The sequence below is a fragment of the Mesorhizobium tianshanense genome (assembly GCF_007830515.1).
Taxonomy (GTDB): Bacteria; Pseudomonadota; Alphaproteobacteria; order Rhizobiales; family Rhizobiaceae; genus Mesorhizobium; species Mesorhizobium tianshanense.
Genome location: NZ_VLKT01000008.1, coordinates 108,996 through 123,849 on the forward strand (window position 1 = coordinate 108,996; position 14,854 = coordinate 123,849).

Here is a 14,854-nt window from a genome sequence, read left to right on the forward strand (position 1 = left end):
AGGGCTTGAAGGAGGGTGGATTGTGAAACGCCATGGATCATCGCTCGCAATGACGATTGCGGCAGCTGCATGTGCCGTGCCGGCAACAGCCCAGGGTAACATGAGCTTCGACATTAACGTCACGCTTTCCAAAAAGGCAGCGGCCAAGCTCGCGGCCGAAAAGGAGGGGATCGTTGTCTTCGTCGACTATTACGGCGATCCGAAGCGGAGCGCCGAGAGGCACGCCAACGAGATCGGCCAAATCGATCTCGAGCAGCAAAACGACGAGGTGGCGATACCGGGCGCAGGTGGCCCCGCCCATATCAGCGGCGCAAAGGTCGACACCAAGCGTCTCGACTGGCTCGCCGGCCCTCCCAAGGTCAACGTCAACGTTGCATCGGCGCGCAAGAGCAGTTCGGACAATCTGCTCGGCTGCGATTTCATCGACGGTCCACTCAGCGCTGTCCAAAAGCAACCTGTGACGCTTCATTGCGCATTGATCGAAGAAAATTACGACACGGAGTTGAAGCCATAAGGCCTCCAAAGCGAGGAGGAGATTTTCATGCGCCTGCTGTTCGCCATCTGTTTCTGCCTTGCCATGGCGCTGCCCGCGACCGCCTATGCCGAGCGCCGTTGTGGCTGGTACTCCAGCCCGACACCCGGCAACCTTATCCTGACAGACAGGGACGGGGATTGGTGGATCCAGATGCAGGGACGACCGGATCCCAAAGGCATCGACAATGTGCCGGCCTTTGACGACCGGCAATTCGTCGAGACCAATGTGCCTGGGTCGGGCTACGGCTACGGATGTGCGTGCATGACCGTGGTGACCAACGCCAGCCAACAAAGGATCACCAGAGTGATCTCGGGCGAAATCCTCCCGCTGGTGCAATGCCGTAACGACAAATCGCTACAAAAACCGGACTGACGGACCACTGTCCGAGTTAAGCTAACAACATCCGGAATGCCGCAGCGTACTATGACGGCTGCTCCGACCGCGCTTTCACATCGTCGCTCAGCTGCCGCACGATCCCGGCGGTCTTGCGGATATCCGCTTCGTCGAGAGCGACGCCCATGGTCGAGGCGATCGCCATGAGCTGGGCGTTCAATTCGCCGTAGCGCGCTCCGCCTTTACGCGTCAGCTGCACAAGCTTCGAGCGCCGGTGCTTCGGATTGTCGACGAATTCGACTAACCCCTCGGTAGCAAGCTCATCCGCCAGCCTCTGCATGCGCTGACGGCTGGTGGGTCGCATCTGGGCGATCTGCGGCACGGTGAGCGGACCAAGCAGCGCGAGGCTCCGCATGAAGCCGAACGCACCGCCGCCCCAACTGGTGATGAGCCCTGTCTTCTGGCCGAGAGCCCGTATTCTGAAGAAGCACTGGGCCACTTCGAGCATCAGCTCGGTAATCGCCTCGGCCTTGCTGTCAACGATGGGCCCCGCCCCCGTCCGGACCACCTCAGTCCTGTGTCGTGCCGTCGCCATCGCTTCCGTTCCTTCTGTCTGTGCCAATTTCTGCGATTGACACCTCTGTTGTCAACTTCTAGAATGACACCTTGGTTGTCGTTTCTGGGCAACTCTCGGCTTCGTAGCCTCCAGCATCTGCGGGAGCAGACATGGAAATGGACCCGGCTGGGCAACAAGTGACCGACACCGGAACGGCAGGCGTCGTCGGGCGACCGATCGTTTTCTTTCCTGCCGCTATTCTGGTCGGTCTCGTCTTGGATCGCCTGCTGCCTTTGCCGTTCGCAATTCCGGAGGCCGACGGGGTGCCCTGGATCGTCGCCGGGTCCCTGATCCTCATCGGTCTTGTGTCTTTTGCCGCGGGAGTCCGCAACTTCTCCCGGGCCGCGACGCCTTTGCCCACGAACCAGCCCGCCCGCGTGCTCGTGACCACCGGCATTTACCGCTGGACCCGCAATCCCATCTATCTCGGCTTTTTTCTCATGTATGGCGGCATCGGCGTCGCGACACAAAGCCCATGGGTCCTGATCCTTACGCTGCCGCTTGCCATCACGGTCCGCTACGGCGTCGTCGCACGCGAAGAGGCCTACCTGGAACGGCGGTTCGGCGATGCGTATCTCGACTACAAGCGACGCGTCCGGCGGTGGGTCTGAGCGTCGCGAGAATGCCTGACGTGTGCTGTCTGACCCCAAAGTCTTGCCGAGCTGGTACTATTTTGCCGGCCGGCGACGATCCAGAACCAGCGGCACAGGACACACAATGAACGTCTTCGATGCCTTCGCAGAAAGTCTGGACGGCGTGCATCGGCGCATCTCGGCGGAAATCGCGCCGCGCCTTGGCCCTCGATCGTGACGATGGCAGCCGGCCCTAGCGTAATCCTCCACACCAACGCGCCAGCCGTGGCGATGAAGGTGTTGCGGGACAGGCATCCGGGGCTGTCGGTTTACCCTTGTGACAGCTACGCCGGTCTGGCCGCCTTGATAGACGAGACAAAAGCCGAGATCGTCTACTCGGTGCGCTTCGACGGTACAGCGCGCTTCCCGCGCTCCGCTCTCCTGGAAAGCCCGACGGTGAAATGGGTGTCGGTCGGCGGGTCGGGGACGGATCATCTGGGTCACTGGAACCCCGAAAAGGTGACGGTGACGAACGCCGCCGGAGTCGCGGCCGATGTGATGGCCGAATACGCGCTGGGAGCGATGCTGTCGTTCTCGCTGGGTCTTCGAAATTTCGCCAGATATCAGCGTGAACGGACATGGGTCGCTGGCACGGTCGAGCCGATCCAGGGCAAAACCTTGCTGCTGCTCGGCCTCGGCAGGACCGGGCAGGCATTGGCCCGGCGCGCCAAGGCCCTGGGGCTCACGACGCTCGGTGTGCGTGCGCATCCCAGGCCAACCGACCATGTCGACGAAGTTCACGGCATCGAGGACTTGCCCGGGCTTTGGGTCCGGGCCGACTTCATCGCCTGTTGCGTGCCGTTGCTGGAGGCGACGCGAGGGTTGATCGGTACTGCGGCGTTTGCCGAGATGAAGCCGACGGCGGTGCTCATCGACGTTTCGCGTGGTGGTGTCGTCGATGAGACAGCACTGCTGTCGGCTCTTGACGGCGGCCGCATCAAAGGCGCTGCGCTCGACGTCTTTTCAACCGAGCCACTGCCAAAGGATCACCCGATCTGGAGCTATGAGAACGTGATCGTCACACCGCATTGTTCGTCGGTTTATGACGGCTGGGAGAAGGAGGCCCTGCGCATGTTTGCCGACAATCTCAGCCGCTTTCTGCGGGGTGAACCGCTCGAAAACGTTGTCGATCCCGTTCGCGGTTACTGACGATGACGTCTCCCGACGGCGCCTCGATACAAGAAGCCGATATCGCGATCATCGGCGGCGGCATTGCCGGAGCGAGCGCGGCCTATGAACTGGCGGCCGTCTCCTCGGTCATCCTGCTTGAGCGCGAAAGCCATTGCGGCTACCACTCCACCGGCCGGTCGGCCGCGAGCTTTACGGAGAATTACGGCAACGCCATCATCCGACGGCTGGCGATCGCCAGCCGGTCTTTTCTCGAAGCGCCGCCAGAGGGTTTTTGCGAACATCCCTTGATGCTTCCGCGTGGCATGCTGACTATCGCGCGCCAGGATCAGCTTAGCCGGCTTGAAGAGGAACTCGAAAAGGCCCGCCAACTTGTTCCGTCGATCCATCGGATCAGCCCCGAGGAGGCGTTGGCGCGCGTGCCTGCGCTGCGATCGGATTATGTCGCTGGTGCGATCGTCGAACCGGACTCTCGCGAGATCGACGTCAACGAGTTTCATCAGGGTTTCCTGCGCAATGCGCGCAAGCGTGGCGGGCGGATCGTCACTGATGCAGGCGTCGATGCGATCGAGCGGCACAAGGATCGCTGGATCTTGCAGACCAGCCAGGGACTGTTCACCGCGCGTGTCCTCGTCAACGCGGCCGGCGCCTGGGCGGACAGGATCGCCGCTTTGGCCGGCGTTGCTCCGATCGGGCTCGTGCCAAAGCGTCGCACCGCGTTCCATGTCGCAGCACCAGATGGCGTCTCCATTGCCGGCTGGCCGCTCGCCAACGATGTCGGCGAGGAATTCTACTTCAAGCCGGACGCCGGCCGGATTTTCGTCTCGCCGGCTGATGCGACCCCGAGCGAGCCGATGGACGCCTATCCCGACGATTTCGACGTCGCCGTCGGGGTCGATCGCCTGCAGCGCGCGACGACGATCGATGTGCGCAGGATAGAACATCAATGGGCGGGCCTGCGCAGCTTTGTCAGCGACGCCTCGCCCGTGGTGGGCTTCGACGCCAAGGCCGAAGGTTTTTTCTGGCTGGCAGGCCAGGGCGGCTACGGCATCAAAACATCGCCGGCCCTGGCCAGGGCATGCCGCGACCTGATCCGCACCGGACGTTTGTCGGATGATCTGTTGCGTCAAGACATCGAGCCGGGCGATCTTGCGCCTGGCCGGATCAGGACGACATCCGCGCCGGAGGAAAAAGCACAGTGAGTAAGGATGACCGCATGACGATCGAACGCTTCGAGAATGGACCCCGCTTCTGCCGCGTGCTCAGTCACAATGGAATTGTCTATCTGGCCGGCATGACGGCCGACGATCTGTCGGGCGACACGACGCAGCAGACGCGTGACGTGCTCGCCAAGATCGATACCTATCTGGCGAAGGCCGGCAGCGACAAGACCAGGATCCTAAGCGCCACGGTATGGCTGCGCGACGTTGCCGACTTCGACAAGATGAACACCGCCTGGGATCAATGGATCGACAAAAGCGCCATGCCGGTGCGGGCAACGGTCGAGGCCCGGCTCGCCGGCGACGGCTATCGCGTCGAGATCATGGTCACAGCGGCAGCCTGAGGAGACGACGATGGCTCGAGACCTGACCATCGCGGTCTGCCAGACCGGCCCGATACAGAAAAGCGCGCAACGGGCCGAAACGGTGGATCGGCTCGTCGCCCTTCTGGAAAGAGCGGCCGCCGCCGGCGCTGAAATCGCGGTGTTTCCCGAACTGGCGCTCACGACCTTCTTTCCGCGCTGGCGGATCGACGACGAGGCCGAGATCGAGGCGTTCTTCGAGCCGGCTATGCCTGGCCCACAGACGCAACGCCTTTACGACGCCGCGGCGCGCCTCAAGATGGGCTTCGCGCTCGGATATGCCGAGCTGACGCGCGAAGACGGGGTAACGCGCCGCTTCAACACGATGGATCTGGTCGGGCAGGACGGCAAGCTTGTCGGGCGCTATCGCAAAATCCATGTGCCTGGATCGAGCGAGCCGGAACCGGGCACGACCGTGCATCTGGAACGCCGTTATTTCGAGCCCGGCAATCTCGGTTTTCCGGTTTTCGCCTATCGCGGCGTGCGCTTCGGCATGGCCATCTGCAACGACCGGCGCTGGCCGGAGACCTACCGCATGCTCTGTCTCAACGGCGCGGAGATTGTCCTTATCGGCTACAACACGCCGCTGCTGCTCGACGAAGCGCCGGCGCTGGCGCATCTGCGCATGTTCCACAATCATCTGCCGATGCAGGCCGGCGCCTATCAGAACACGGTCTGGGTCGCGGCGGCGGCCAAGGCCGGCGTCGAGGACGGCCAGGCCTTGATCGGCGGCTCCTGCATCATCGCACCGACCGGCGAAATCGCTGCGCAGGCGATGTCGCTCGACGACGAGGTGATCGTCCATCGCGCCGATCTCGACCTCATTGCCATATGCCGCAAGGTGAATTTCGACTTCGCCAGGTATCGTCGGCCTGACCAATATCGACTGATCGCGGATCAGGTTTGAGGTGACGGCCCTCGCGGGCGTCAGGAAACAGCAACGAGATGACCGTTGCCAAGATCCTTCAGGGCCAGTTTCGGCGGGTCTTCGCCGATTTTTCGCGTCGGGCTCGGGATCTCCTGATCGAGACGCGCGAAGCGCGGCCGGCGTCTTGCCGGATCGGGCACCGGCACGGCCTCGATCAAGCGCCTCGTGTAGGGGTGGCGCGGGTTCGAAAAGACCTGGTCGCGGGTGCCCATTTCGACGATCTGGCCGAGATACATGACGGCGACACGATCGGAAATGTTCTCGACCACGGCCATGTCGTGCGAGATGAACAGATAGGCGACGCCGAACTCGCGCTGCAACTCCTTCAACAGGTCGAGCACGCGGGCCTGCACCGACACGTCGAGCGCCGAAACGCTTTCGTCGGCGATGATGAGTTTGGGCCTGAGCGCCAGAGCGCGGGCGATGCAGATGCGCTGGCGCTGGCCGCCCGAGAATTCGTGAGGGTAAAGCTCCATCTGGTCGGCCGACAGGCCGACGCGTTCGAACAGCGCCGCCACAAGCTGGCCGCGCTCTTCCTTCGAGGCGATGCCATGGATCAACAGCGGCTCGGCGACGAGGTCGCCAACGCGCATGCGCGGGTCGAGCGAGGCATAGGGATCCTGGAAGATCATCTGCACGTCGCGGCGAACCGCCTTGCGCTCGTCACGGCCAAGGCCCGCCAGATTGCGCCCGCCGATCACGATATCGCCGTGGTAGGGCACAAGCCCGGCCAGCGCCTTGGCGGTGGTCGACTTGCCGCAGCCGGATTCGCCGACCAGCGCCAGCGTCTCGTGCGGCGCGATCGAAAAGCTGACGCCTTCGACGGCATGGACACGGCGGTTCACCCTGCCGAAGAAGCCGCCGTGCAGGTCGAAGCGGACATGCAGATCGTTGACGACAGCGACACTCCCGCGCATTTCCGATTCGACGGATTTCCGGCGGCCAACGCCGGTTCCGATGCGCGGCACGGCGGCGAGCAGCTCGCGGGTGTAGTCGGCTTGCGGGCGGGCAAAAATGTCGGCGGCTGTTCCCTCCTCGATCATGCGGCCGTGCCGCATGATGATGACGCGATCGGCCATTTCGGCGACCACGCCCATGTCGTGGGTGATCAGGATGACGCTGGTGCCGTGCTCGCGCTGCAGATCGCGCAGCAGTTCCAGCACCTCGCCTTGCACGGTGACATCTAGCGCCGTCGTCGGCTCGTCGGCGATCAGTACATCCGGTTTCAGCGCCAGCGCCATGGCGATCATCACGCGCTGGCGCATGCCGCCCGACAGCTCGTGCGGATACTGTTTCAGCCGGCTTTCGGCTTCCGGGATGCGGACGGCCTTCAGCGCCTCGATAGCGCGCCGGCGCGCCTCGGCGCGGGAGAGGCCGGTATGGGCTTCGATAGACTCGATCAGCTGCCGGCCGATCGACAGCACCGGATTGAGCGATGTCATCGGCTCCTGGAAGATCATCGCGATGCGGTCGCCGCGAATGTGGCGCATCCGGCGTTCATCGAGCAGGGCCAAATCGATGTCGCTCCGATCCATATCGCCCCGATCTCTGGCGCGAAGCCGGATCGTGCCGGAATCTATCCGGGCGGCCGGCTGCGGCAGCAACTGCATGATCGCCAGCGCGGTCATCGATTTGCCGGACCCGGATTCACCGGCAATGCAAAGCGTCTCGCCGCGCGCAAGCGAGAACGATAGGTCCGATACCACCGGCCGCTCGCCGTCTTCGCCACGTACGCTGACGGTCAGGCCGGAGATTTCCAGCACCGGTCCGGCCGTGGTCGAAACGGCCGGGGCAAAAACCCCGGTCCGCTTGCTGGTTACGCCTTTGCTCATTCGAAGACGCAGCGCGGGAAGTAGAACGACACCACCCAGTTCGGCATGTCGACGATCTCGCTGACCCGGAGATCGCCGCAGACCGAAACCAGCATGTAGGCCTCGATCGGGTCCATTGCGTAGCGGCCGGCAAGCAGGTCGACCATCTGGGAGACAGCTTCCCTGGCGCCTGTCATCAGGTCCGGTCCGATGCCGGTCGTCACCTCATAGCCCTTGGCGTCGAGATGGCGCGTCACCGGGCCAGGCGTAGTGAAGCGCGGCGTCTTCAGCCGCGCACCTTTGACCAGGTCGAGCGTCAGCACGACGTCCATCGGGCTTTCGATCGCCGTGCCGCACACCTCGCCGTCGCCCTGCGCGGCATGCGTGTCGCCGACCGAAAACAGCGCACCCGCCACCTCCACCGGCAGATAGAGCGTGGTGCCGGCCGAGAGATCGCGGATGTCGAGATTGCCGCCGACGCGCCTTGGCGGCACCACCGAGTGGAGGCCCATTTCAGCCGGCGCATTGCCGATGGTGCCGGCAAAGGGTTTCAGCGGCACGCGGGCCTGCCTGCCGAACAGCGCCGGCTCGAGGGAGGTGGCGTCGTATGTCCAGATGTTCAGCGCCGGTTCCGGGAAGTCGTCGGCAAGCAGGCCGAACCCGGGTATGTTCGCCGTCCAGCCGAAGCCGGACGGCTTGAACATCTCGATCGTCACCTTCAGCGCGTCGCCCGGCTCGGCGCCCTCGACGAAGATCGGCCCGGTCACCGGGTTGATCCTGTCGAAGTCGAGCTTGGCGATATCGGCAACGGTGCTGTCGGCCTGCAGTTGGCCGCCGGACGAATCGAGGCATTGGAACTCGATCGTCGAACCGGGCGCCACCCGCTCGGCCGGGACAAAGGAATTGTCCCAGCCGAAATGGTGATGGCGACCGTGGATGGTGTAGTCGCAATTATTGCACATCGGTCACATACACATTGTCGTAGTTGATCGGGATATGGACGGGGTCGACGTAGAGATTGTCGGCGCCGCCCATCCGGGCCGATTTCATGGTGAAGCGCTGCTCGTTGAAGACCGGTGCCCAGGGCGCGTCTTCCATGATCTTGCCGTAGATCGCGCTCCACATCTTGGCACGTTCGCCTGATTTGGCCGGATCGACGACCGAGTCGGCCTCCGCCGCCTTGGCATCGAGATCCTTGTTGCAGTACCACGACCAGTTCCAGCCGCCCGGAACCGCGCCGGCGCAACCGAGGATCGGCCCGTAGAAGTTCGACGGATCGGGGAAATCGGCGATCCAGGCCATGCCGCCGGACCAGATCATCGGCGCGCCCGCCTTGTCGCCGCCGGCTGCGATGACGTTGGCTTGCGCGAGCGACTGGATGCTGGCCTTGATGCCGACCGCCGCCAGATCCTGCTGGATCGCCTGCGCGATGCGCGGGTTGGGATCGGTGTTCATGGCGAACAGCTGCGTGTCGAAACCATCGGGATGACCGGCCTCGGCAAGCAAAGCCTTAGCCTTGGCCACGTCATACGGATAGCCCTTGAATTCCTTGTCGTAGCCGGGCATCGACGGCGGCAACGGCTGGTTGGCCGGCACCGCACGGTTGTTGATCAGCTGGACGACACGGTCCTTGTTGATCGCCATGTTGACCGCTTGCCGCACCTTCACATTGTCGAAGGGCGCCATGGTGGTGTTCATGGTTATGTAGCCGGTGTGCAACTGGCCGCCCTCGACGACGCGGGCCTTCTGCTCGGGATCGGCCATCACCTCCTGGAACTTGGCCGGCGGAATGCCGTCGCCGGGAATGTCGATCTCGCCCTTCTGCAGCCGCAGCAGCGCCACGATCGGCTCCTGGCCGATCTCGAAGCTGACCTTGTCGAGATGCGGCAAGCCCTTGTGCCAGTAGTCCGGGTTGCGCTCGAAGACGACGCGCTGGCCGAGCGTCCATTCGGCGAGCTTGAAAGCCCCGGTGCCGACCGGATGCTTGCCGAAGTCCGCGCCGTATTTCTCGACCTCCTCCTTTGGCACGACATGCGCGAAGTTGATGGCCATGACATGCAGGAAGGTGGCGTCGGGCCGGGTCAGTTCGAACTTGATGGTGTAGGGATCGACGACGGTGACACCCGCCAGGCCTTCCGCCTTGCCGGCAGCGACGTCGTCATAGCCCTTGATCGAGCCGAAGAAGCCGGCGCCGGGGCTCTGCGTCTTCGGATTGGTGACGCGGTCGAGCGAATATTTCACGTCGTCGGCGGTCATCTCGCGGCCATTGTGGAACTTCACCCCGTGGCGCAGCTTGAATGTGAAGGCCTTGCCGTCAGGGGCGATCTCGTAGCTCTCGGCGAGGTCGGGCCGCAGATTGGTGGTGCCCGGCTCGTAGTCCATCAGTCCGTCGAACAGGCTCTTGATCATCGACCAGTTCTGCCAGTCGTAGCCGATGGCCGGATCGAGCGTGGCGACGTCGTCCTTGTAGGTGATGGTGATCGCGCCGCCCTGCTTGGCGTTCGGATCGACGGCGTCTTCGGCGCGTACGCTTGTCATGCCGAGCATCAGCGCAAGCGCCGACACGGCCACGGTGGAGGTCAAGAATTTCTTCATCTCATGTTCCCTTTCTCTGGTTGTTGCCGGTCTTTTTTGGTTTTCATCTGAGCTTGATGCGCGGGTCGATGAACGGTGCGACGGTGTCGGCCAGGAGATTGCCGAGTACGATGGCGAAGGCCGAAACCAGGGTGACGCCCATGATGATCGGAATGTCGACGCGCTGGATTGCCTGCCAGGCAAGCTGGCCGATGCCGGGCCAGCCGAACACGCTTTCGACCACCACGATGCCGCCCATGAAGATGCCGATGTCGATGCCGATCATGGCGACGACCGGCAGGATGGCGTTGGGCAGTGCGTGGCGGAAGATGATGGCGCCGCGCGCAAGGCCCTTGGCGCGGGCGGTCCGCATATAGTCCTGGCGCAGCACGTCGATCATCGACGAGCGCATCATGCGCGCGTACCAGCCGGCGCCGAGTATCCCCATGGTCAGCGAGGGCAGCACCAAATGGCGCCAGGTGCCGTAGCCGCCGATCGGAAACCAGCCGAGCCGCACGGCGAATACATAGAGGAGCAGCAGGCCGACGACGAATTGCGGCGCCGAGACGCCGACGAAGGATGCGACCATCAGCGTCTGGTCGGTGGCGGTGCCGCGCCTGACGGCGGCAAGCAGGCCCATCGTCAGGCCGATCGTCAATTCGCAAAGGATGGCGCCGACCATCAAAAGCAGGCTTGCCGGCAGCCGCGAGACGATGAGCTCCGTGACTTCGGAACGCTGGATGTAGGAGCGTCCGAGATCGCCGCTGAGCAGGCTGGTCAGATAGTGCCAGTACTGGATGGCGAAGGGCTGATCGAGGCCGAGCTGCCGGCGGATGTTCTCGACCGTCTCGGGCGTGGCGCTGCGGCCAGCGATCTGGCGGACGGGGTCGGCCGGCAGCAAGTAGAGCAGCGCAAAGGTGATCAGCGAGACGCCGAGCAGGATGAGCACGGACTGGATGACCCGGCGGCCGAGATAGGCGATCATGCCCGGCCCCTTTGCGTCGGATCGAGGATGTCGCGCAGCGCATCGCCGATGAGATTGAAGGCCAGCGCCAGCGCCAAGATCGCCGCACCCGGAAAGAAGACCAGCCAGGGCGCCGCCTGGAAATAGGTCTGGTTCTCGAAAATAATGTTGCCCCAGGAGGCGGTCGGCGGCTGCACGCCGATGCCGAGATAGCTGAGCGTTGCTTCGAGCAGCACGGTGGTCGAGATGCCGAGCGTGCCCCAGACGATGATCGTCGGCAGCAGATGCGGCAGGATATGGCGAGACAGGATGCGTGGCGCGCTTGCCCCGATGGTACGCTCGGCGTCGATGAACTCGCGCTCGGCGAGTGAGCTGGTCTCGGTGTAGATGACCCGTGCGGTCTGCACCCAGTTGACCAGTGCGATCACCATGGCGACGATCCACAGGCTCGGCTGGAGCACCGCCGCCAGGCAGATGGCGAGCAGCAGCGCCGGAAAGGCCATCATCAGATCGGTGAAACGCATCAGCGTACCGCCGATCCAGCCGCGGAAATAGCCGGCGGTGACGCCGACCAGCGTGCCGATCAAAAGCGCCACGCCGTTGGCGACGATGCCAATGATCAGCGAGGTGCGCGCGCCGAAAAGGATGCGGGTCAGCAGATCGCGGCCGAGCAGGTCGGTGCCCAGCCAGAAGCTGGCATTCGGCGGCAAGGGCGCGCCTTCAAGCGTCAGCCCGTCGAACATCTGCTCGTTCGGATCGTAGCCCGTCAGCCACGGCGCCAAGATCGCGCCGGCCACGACGATGGCGATGATGACCAGGCCGAGCAGCGCCAGAGGGCGTTTTACCAGCCGCCGCCAGACACCGGTGCGTGGCTTGATCGGCATGCGCCCCGTTGCCAGAAGGTCAGGCGCGATGGGATTGGTCATCGCCGCCTTCTTCCGTCATCGCCACGATCCGGCGCGCGGCCTCCTCGACGCTGATCTGCCAGCTCATCGCCAGCGACCGGAGCTGCGCATAGGCGCGGCCGTCCCCGGCGCCTTTCGACAAGGCCTCCACCGCGCGCACGATGGTCTGGCGCTCCGCGACGCGCAGGCGAAGCGACGATATCTCGCTTGCCAGAAGCTTGCGCGCCTCGAAACTTTGCCGCGCGATCAACAGGGCGCTGTAGACGCCGGCATTGCCGACCGGCTTCAGCAACTGGGCGTCGGCCTTGTGCGACAGCGCCCATTCGATGCGGCCTGGCGCTTCGGAACCGATCAGCGCGACCAGCGGCATCGGCGCCTCGCCCGGCGTCCAGGGGAATTGTTCGTCGAAGCCGAGATCGGCATCGAAGAAGACGAAATCCGCCGCCAGCGCCTCGGCCGGCAGCTCCGGCCAGCAGGCGACCGTCTCGAGGCCGATGGCCGACAATTGCCGCGTGATCGCCTGCACCGTCGGATGCGGACGATGCAGGACAAAGGCCCTGGCGCCGCCGAGATTCGGGATGCGCGGGACCTTGCTCACGACACCACCCTGAGCCGTGAGCGACCGAACGTCTCGGTCCGGTCATAGCGGGACAGATAGGGATCCGGCGCGACACCCTTGGTCAGCGTGACGGTCTTGAACGCGGTCCCGTCGATGCGCCCGATCTCAACCGGCAAGGTGGCGTGCTGGGTTTGCGGGTCGATGGAGATGTCGCCGATCGGCGTTCGAAACGAGGTTCCGGCAAATGCCTGGGGAAGGTCCGTCCATTGTGCGCCGGGATTGCGGGCGAGGACATCGGCAAGCGTCCGCACCGAGGCATAGGCCGCCGCCTCGAAGGACGAGGCAGGCATGACGGAGGGCGCCGAACCGCCCGGGCGATCCGCCGAGATATCGTGAAAGTACGGCCCGACGGAAAGGTGGCCATTGCCCGCATCATTAAGCGCCGGCAACTCGCATTCGGTGAGATTGCAGGACAGGATCGGGCAGCGCTCCGGCCTGAAATGCGGGTCGCGCCCAGCGAGTTCGGCATAGGCCTCGATGAAGGCATAGGACGAGGAGCCGATCAGGTTGTTCAGGATGAAATCCGGTCGGGTGGCCTGGATCTCGGCGATCAGCCTGGAGACATCGACCTCGCCGAGCGGCAGATAGCGTTCGCCCAAAACCTTACCGCCGGCGTCGGCGATCAGATCGCGGGCGACACGGTTGGTCTCCCAGCCCCAGATGTAGTTCGAGCCGAGCAGGAAGCCGTTGGCGCCGAAGCGCGGCACGACATAGGCCAGCAGCGGGACGAGATGCTGGTTTGGGCAAGCGTGCATGTAGACGATATGCTCGTTCGCTTCGAAGCCCTCATAGGGGCAGGCGTACCAGAGCGTGCCGCCGGCGCGCTCGAGGATCGGAATGACCTCCTTGCGGCTCCACGACGTGATGCAGCCAATGATGTGGCGCGCGCCGCTGTTGGCGAGAATGTCGGCGCAGCCAGTCGCATAGCCGTCGATGTTGCCTTGCGGGTCGCGCTCCACCGGAACGAATTCGATCGGGATGGCGGGATCGGTGTTGACATCGGCGATGGCCGTCATCGCACCCGAACGGCAGGATTCGGACAGCAGGCGGTAGTTGCCCGACCGCGAGTAAAGGATGCCGATTTCGATACGCCGTCCCAAGCAAATCCCCAAAATAACAATGCCCCGCAGCCGCCGCCGCGGAAGGCGAGGCATACGAGGCATTTTTGCCGCCCGGCGGTCAGAGCCGGTATTTCCCCAATAGCGTATTCGGTACGGCGGGTCAGTCAAGCGGGAAAAGTGAGGGCCGGGAAAGTGACTGCTTGCGTCTGGTTGCGCGAGGGGTCTCGCAGAGAATTCGTCCTATCCGGAAAGGCCTTCCCGGCCTGCGCGATTCACTCCGCAGGCATCCCACGCGGCGCTTCGGCTGAGTGGCGTCGGTCAAGCTCGAGGGCAGGCTTCTAGTCGACTAGCTGCCGTAGACGTCGAAGGCAAAATACTTGTCGTTGATTTCCTTGTATTTGCCGTTGGCGCGCAGCGCGTCGATCGCAGCATCGAGCTTGTCGGCCAGTTCCTTGTTGCCCTTCTGCAGGGCGATGCCGACGCCAGGGCCATGGATGGCCGGGTCGGGAGCCAGGGTGCCGAGCAATTTGCAGCAAGCGCCCTCGGGCTTCTTCAGCCATTCGGTCAGCAGGATGGAGCCGTCCATCACTGCGTCGAGGCGACCGTTGACCATGTCGGTGCGGGCGTCGTCGCCGGTCGGATAGGGCTTGATGGTCGAGCCGCTATATTTCTGCTCGGCGAAATTCTGATGGATCGTGGCGCTTTGTACGCCAAGCGCCTTGCCTTTCAGGTCCTCGGGCGAAGTGCCGGCGACAGTCGAATCCTTCGGCACCGCGATGGCCGGCGGCGTCTGGTAGTATTTGTGCGTGAAGTCGACCTTCTCGGCCCGTTCCGGCGTGATGGTGATGTTGATGATGGCGTCGAACTTACCGGCCTGCAGTGCCGGGATCGAGCCGTCGAAATCCTGCACGACGAACTCGCATTCGGTCTTCATCTCGGCGCACAGCGCTCTGCCTAGATCGATGTCGAACCCGCCCAGCGTGCCGTCGGCATTGGCATAGTTGAAGGGTGGATAGGCGCCTTCGGTGCCAAGCTTGAGTTTCTTGTTCTGGGCAGAGGTAGCGCCGGTTGCGACAGCCAGGGCGACGGACGCGGCAAGCACGAAACGACCGAAAAGGCGCATGATCCAAATCTCCGTTGATCCGGGAAGTCTACGGGCTTTTTTG

General features: G+C 63.8%; 16 protein-coding genes. 7 read left to right on the forward strand and 9 right to left on the reverse strand.

Going from position 1 to position 14,854, the window contains the following annotated elements; all coding sequences use genetic code 11:
- Positions 1–100: 100 nt before the first annotated feature.
- A complete protein-coding gene (locus IQ26_RS08345; protein ID WP_145715755.1) occupies positions 101–514 on the forward strand; it encodes a hypothetical protein in 414 nt (137 codons plus the stop codon).
- A gap of 27 nt (positions 515–541) precedes the next feature.
- Positions 542–907, forward strand: a complete 366-nt coding sequence (locus tag IQ26_RS08350) for a DUF4087 domain-containing protein (RefSeq protein WP_145715757.1) — start codon at positions 542–544, stop codon at positions 905–907.
- 49 nt (positions 908–956) lie between these two features.
- On the opposite strand, the gene IQ26_RS08355 is transcribed toward IQ26_RS08350, so the two are convergent.
- The gene (locus IQ26_RS08355; protein WP_145715759.1) at positions 957–1,463 is read right to left on the reverse strand and encodes a MarR family winged helix-turn-helix transcriptional regulator; all 507 of its coding nucleotides are present in this window, start codon (positions 1,461–1,463) and stop codon (positions 957–959) included.
- Positions 1,464–1,594: 131 nt separating this feature from the next.
- Between IQ26_RS08355 and IQ26_RS08360 the strand changes: the two genes are divergently transcribed.
- From IQ26_RS08360 to IQ26_RS08380, 5 genes are all read left to right on the forward strand, one after another.
- Positions 1,595–2,095 (forward strand): methyltransferase family protein, encoded by a 501-nt coding sequence (locus tag IQ26_RS08360; RefSeq protein ID WP_145715762.1) that lies wholly within the window; start codon positions 1,595–1,597, stop codon positions 2,093–2,095.
- A gap of 201 nt (positions 2,096–2,296) precedes the next feature.
- Positions 2,297–3,265 (forward strand): D-2-hydroxyacid dehydrogenase, encoded by a 969-nt coding sequence (locus IQ26_RS08365; RefSeq protein WP_145715763.1) that lies wholly within the window; start codon positions 2,297–2,299, stop codon positions 3,263–3,265.
- A gap of 2 nt (positions 3,266–3,267) precedes the next feature.
- A complete protein-coding gene (locus tag IQ26_RS08370) occupies positions 3,268–4,446 on the forward strand; it encodes an NAD(P)/FAD-dependent oxidoreductase (RefSeq protein ID WP_145715765.1) in 1,179 nt (392 codons plus the stop codon).
- A 14-nt stretch (positions 4,447–4,460) separates the two neighbouring features.
- Complete coding sequence (locus IQ26_RS08375) at positions 4,461–4,808, forward strand: RidA family protein (protein WP_145715767.1); 348 nt, start codon at positions 4,461–4,463, stop codon at positions 4,806–4,808.
- A 10-nt stretch (positions 4,809–4,818) separates the two neighbouring features.
- Entirely contained in the window at positions 4,819–5,733 is a 915-nt protein-coding gene (locus IQ26_RS08380; RefSeq protein WP_145715769.1) for a nitrilase-related carbon-nitrogen hydrolase, read from the forward strand.
- A 20-nt stretch (positions 5,734–5,753) separates the two neighbouring features.
- Here the strand turns inward: IQ26_RS08380 and IQ26_RS08385 are convergent, their stop codons facing one another.
- From IQ26_RS08385 to IQ26_RS08420, 8 genes are all read right to left on the reverse strand, one after another.
- A complete protein-coding gene (locus tag IQ26_RS08385; RefSeq protein ID WP_208760120.1) occupies positions 5,754–7,586 on the reverse strand; it encodes an ABC transporter ATP-binding protein in 1,833 nt (610 codons plus the stop codon).
- Complete coding sequence (locus tag IQ26_RS08390; protein ID WP_145715771.1) at positions 7,583–8,527, reverse strand: acetamidase/formamidase family protein; 945 nt, start codon at positions 8,525–8,527, stop codon at positions 7,583–7,585. The genes IQ26_RS08385 and IQ26_RS08390 overlap by 4 nt, the downstream gene beginning before the upstream one ends.
- Positions 8,517–10,112, reverse strand: a complete 1,596-nt coding sequence (locus IQ26_RS08395; RefSeq protein WP_456086339.1) for an ABC transporter substrate-binding protein — start codon at positions 10,110–10,112, stop codon at positions 8,517–8,519. Before IQ26_RS08395 ends, IQ26_RS08390 begins: the two co-directional genes overlap by 11 nt.
- 91 nt (positions 10,113–10,203) lie before the next feature.
- Positions 10,204–11,124 carry an ABC transporter permease gene (locus tag IQ26_RS08400; protein WP_145715775.1) on the reverse strand — a complete coding sequence of 307 codons (921 nt, stop codon included), beginning with the start codon at positions 11,122–11,124 and terminating at the stop codon, positions 10,204–10,206.
- Positions 11,121–12,029: an ABC transporter permease gene (locus IQ26_RS08405; RefSeq protein WP_145715777.1), complete on the reverse strand. Its 909-nt coding sequence runs from the start codon at positions 12,027–12,029 to the stop codon at positions 11,121–11,123. The genes IQ26_RS08400 and IQ26_RS08405 overlap by 4 nt, the downstream gene beginning before the upstream one ends.
- Positions 12,007–12,606 carry an ANTAR domain-containing response regulator gene (locus IQ26_RS08410; protein WP_145715779.1) on the reverse strand — a complete coding sequence of 200 codons (600 nt, stop codon included), beginning with the start codon at positions 12,604–12,606 and terminating at the stop codon, positions 12,007–12,009. Before IQ26_RS08410 ends, IQ26_RS08405 begins: the two co-directional genes overlap by 23 nt.
- A complete protein-coding gene (locus tag IQ26_RS08415; protein ID WP_145715782.1) occupies positions 12,603–13,727 on the reverse strand; it encodes a transporter substrate-binding protein in 1,125 nt (374 codons plus the stop codon). The genes IQ26_RS08410 and IQ26_RS08415 overlap by 4 nt, the downstream gene beginning before the upstream one ends.
- Before the next feature lie 307 nt (positions 13,728–14,034).
- Positions 14,035–14,811 carry an ABC transporter substrate-binding protein gene (locus IQ26_RS08420; RefSeq protein ID WP_145715784.1) on the reverse strand — a complete coding sequence of 259 codons (777 nt, stop codon included), beginning with the start codon at positions 14,809–14,811 and terminating at the stop codon, positions 14,035–14,037.
- Positions 14,812–14,854: the final 43 nt, after the last annotated feature.

What these genes read in the sequence shown, in the direction of transcription:
- IQ26_RS08345 (WP_145715755.1), top strand. Translation starts at nt 101, where the DNA reads ATGAGCTTCGACATTAACGTCACGCTTTCCAAAAAGGCAGCGGCCAAG.
- IQ26_RS08350 (WP_145715757.1), top strand. Translation starts at nt 542, where the DNA reads ATGCGCCTGCTGTTCGCCATCTGTTTCTGCCTTGCCATGGCGCTGCCC.
- IQ26_RS08355 (WP_145715759.1), bottom strand. Translation starts at nt 1,463, where the DNA reads ATGGCGACGGCACGACACAGGACTGAGGTGGTCCGGACGGGGGCGGGG.
- IQ26_RS08360 (WP_145715762.1), top strand. Translation starts at nt 1,595, where the DNA reads ATGGAAATGGACCCGGCTGGGCAACAAGTGACCGACACCGGAACGGCA.
- IQ26_RS08365 (WP_145715763.1), top strand. Translation starts at nt 2,297, where the DNA reads ATGGCAGCCGGCCCTAGCGTAATCCTCCACACCAACGCGCCAGCCGTG.
- IQ26_RS08370 (WP_145715765.1), top strand. Translation starts at nt 3,268, where the DNA reads ATGACGTCTCCCGACGGCGCCTCGATACAAGAAGCCGATATCGCGATC.
- IQ26_RS08375 (WP_145715767.1), top strand. Translation starts at nt 4,461, where the DNA reads ATGACGATCGAACGCTTCGAGAATGGACCCCGCTTCTGCCGCGTGCTC.
- IQ26_RS08380 (WP_145715769.1), top strand. Translation starts at nt 4,819, where the DNA reads ATGGCTCGAGACCTGACCATCGCGGTCTGCCAGACCGGCCCGATACAG.
- IQ26_RS08385 (WP_208760120.1), bottom strand. Translation starts at nt 7,586, where the DNA reads ATGAGCAAAGGCGTAACCAGCAAGCGGACCGGGGTTTTTGCCCCGGCC.
- IQ26_RS08390 (WP_145715771.1), bottom strand. Translation starts at nt 8,527, where the DNA reads ATGTGCAATAATTGCGACTACACCATCCACGGTCGCCATCACCATTTC.
- IQ26_RS08395 (WP_456086339.1), bottom strand. Translation starts at nt 10,112, where the DNA reads ATGCTCGGCATGACAAGCGTACGCGCCGAAGACGCCGTCGATCCGAAC.
- IQ26_RS08400 (WP_145715775.1), bottom strand. Translation starts at nt 11,124, where the DNA reads ATGATCGCCTATCTCGGCCGCCGGGTCATCCAGTCCGTGCTCATCCTG.
- IQ26_RS08405 (WP_145715777.1), bottom strand. Translation starts at nt 12,029, where the DNA reads ATGACCAATCCCATCGCGCCTGACCTTCTGGCAACGGGGCGCATGCCG.
- IQ26_RS08420 (WP_145715784.1), bottom strand. Translation starts at nt 14,811, where the DNA reads ATGCGCCTTTTCGGTCGTTTCGTGCTTGCCGCGTCCGTCGCCCTGGCT.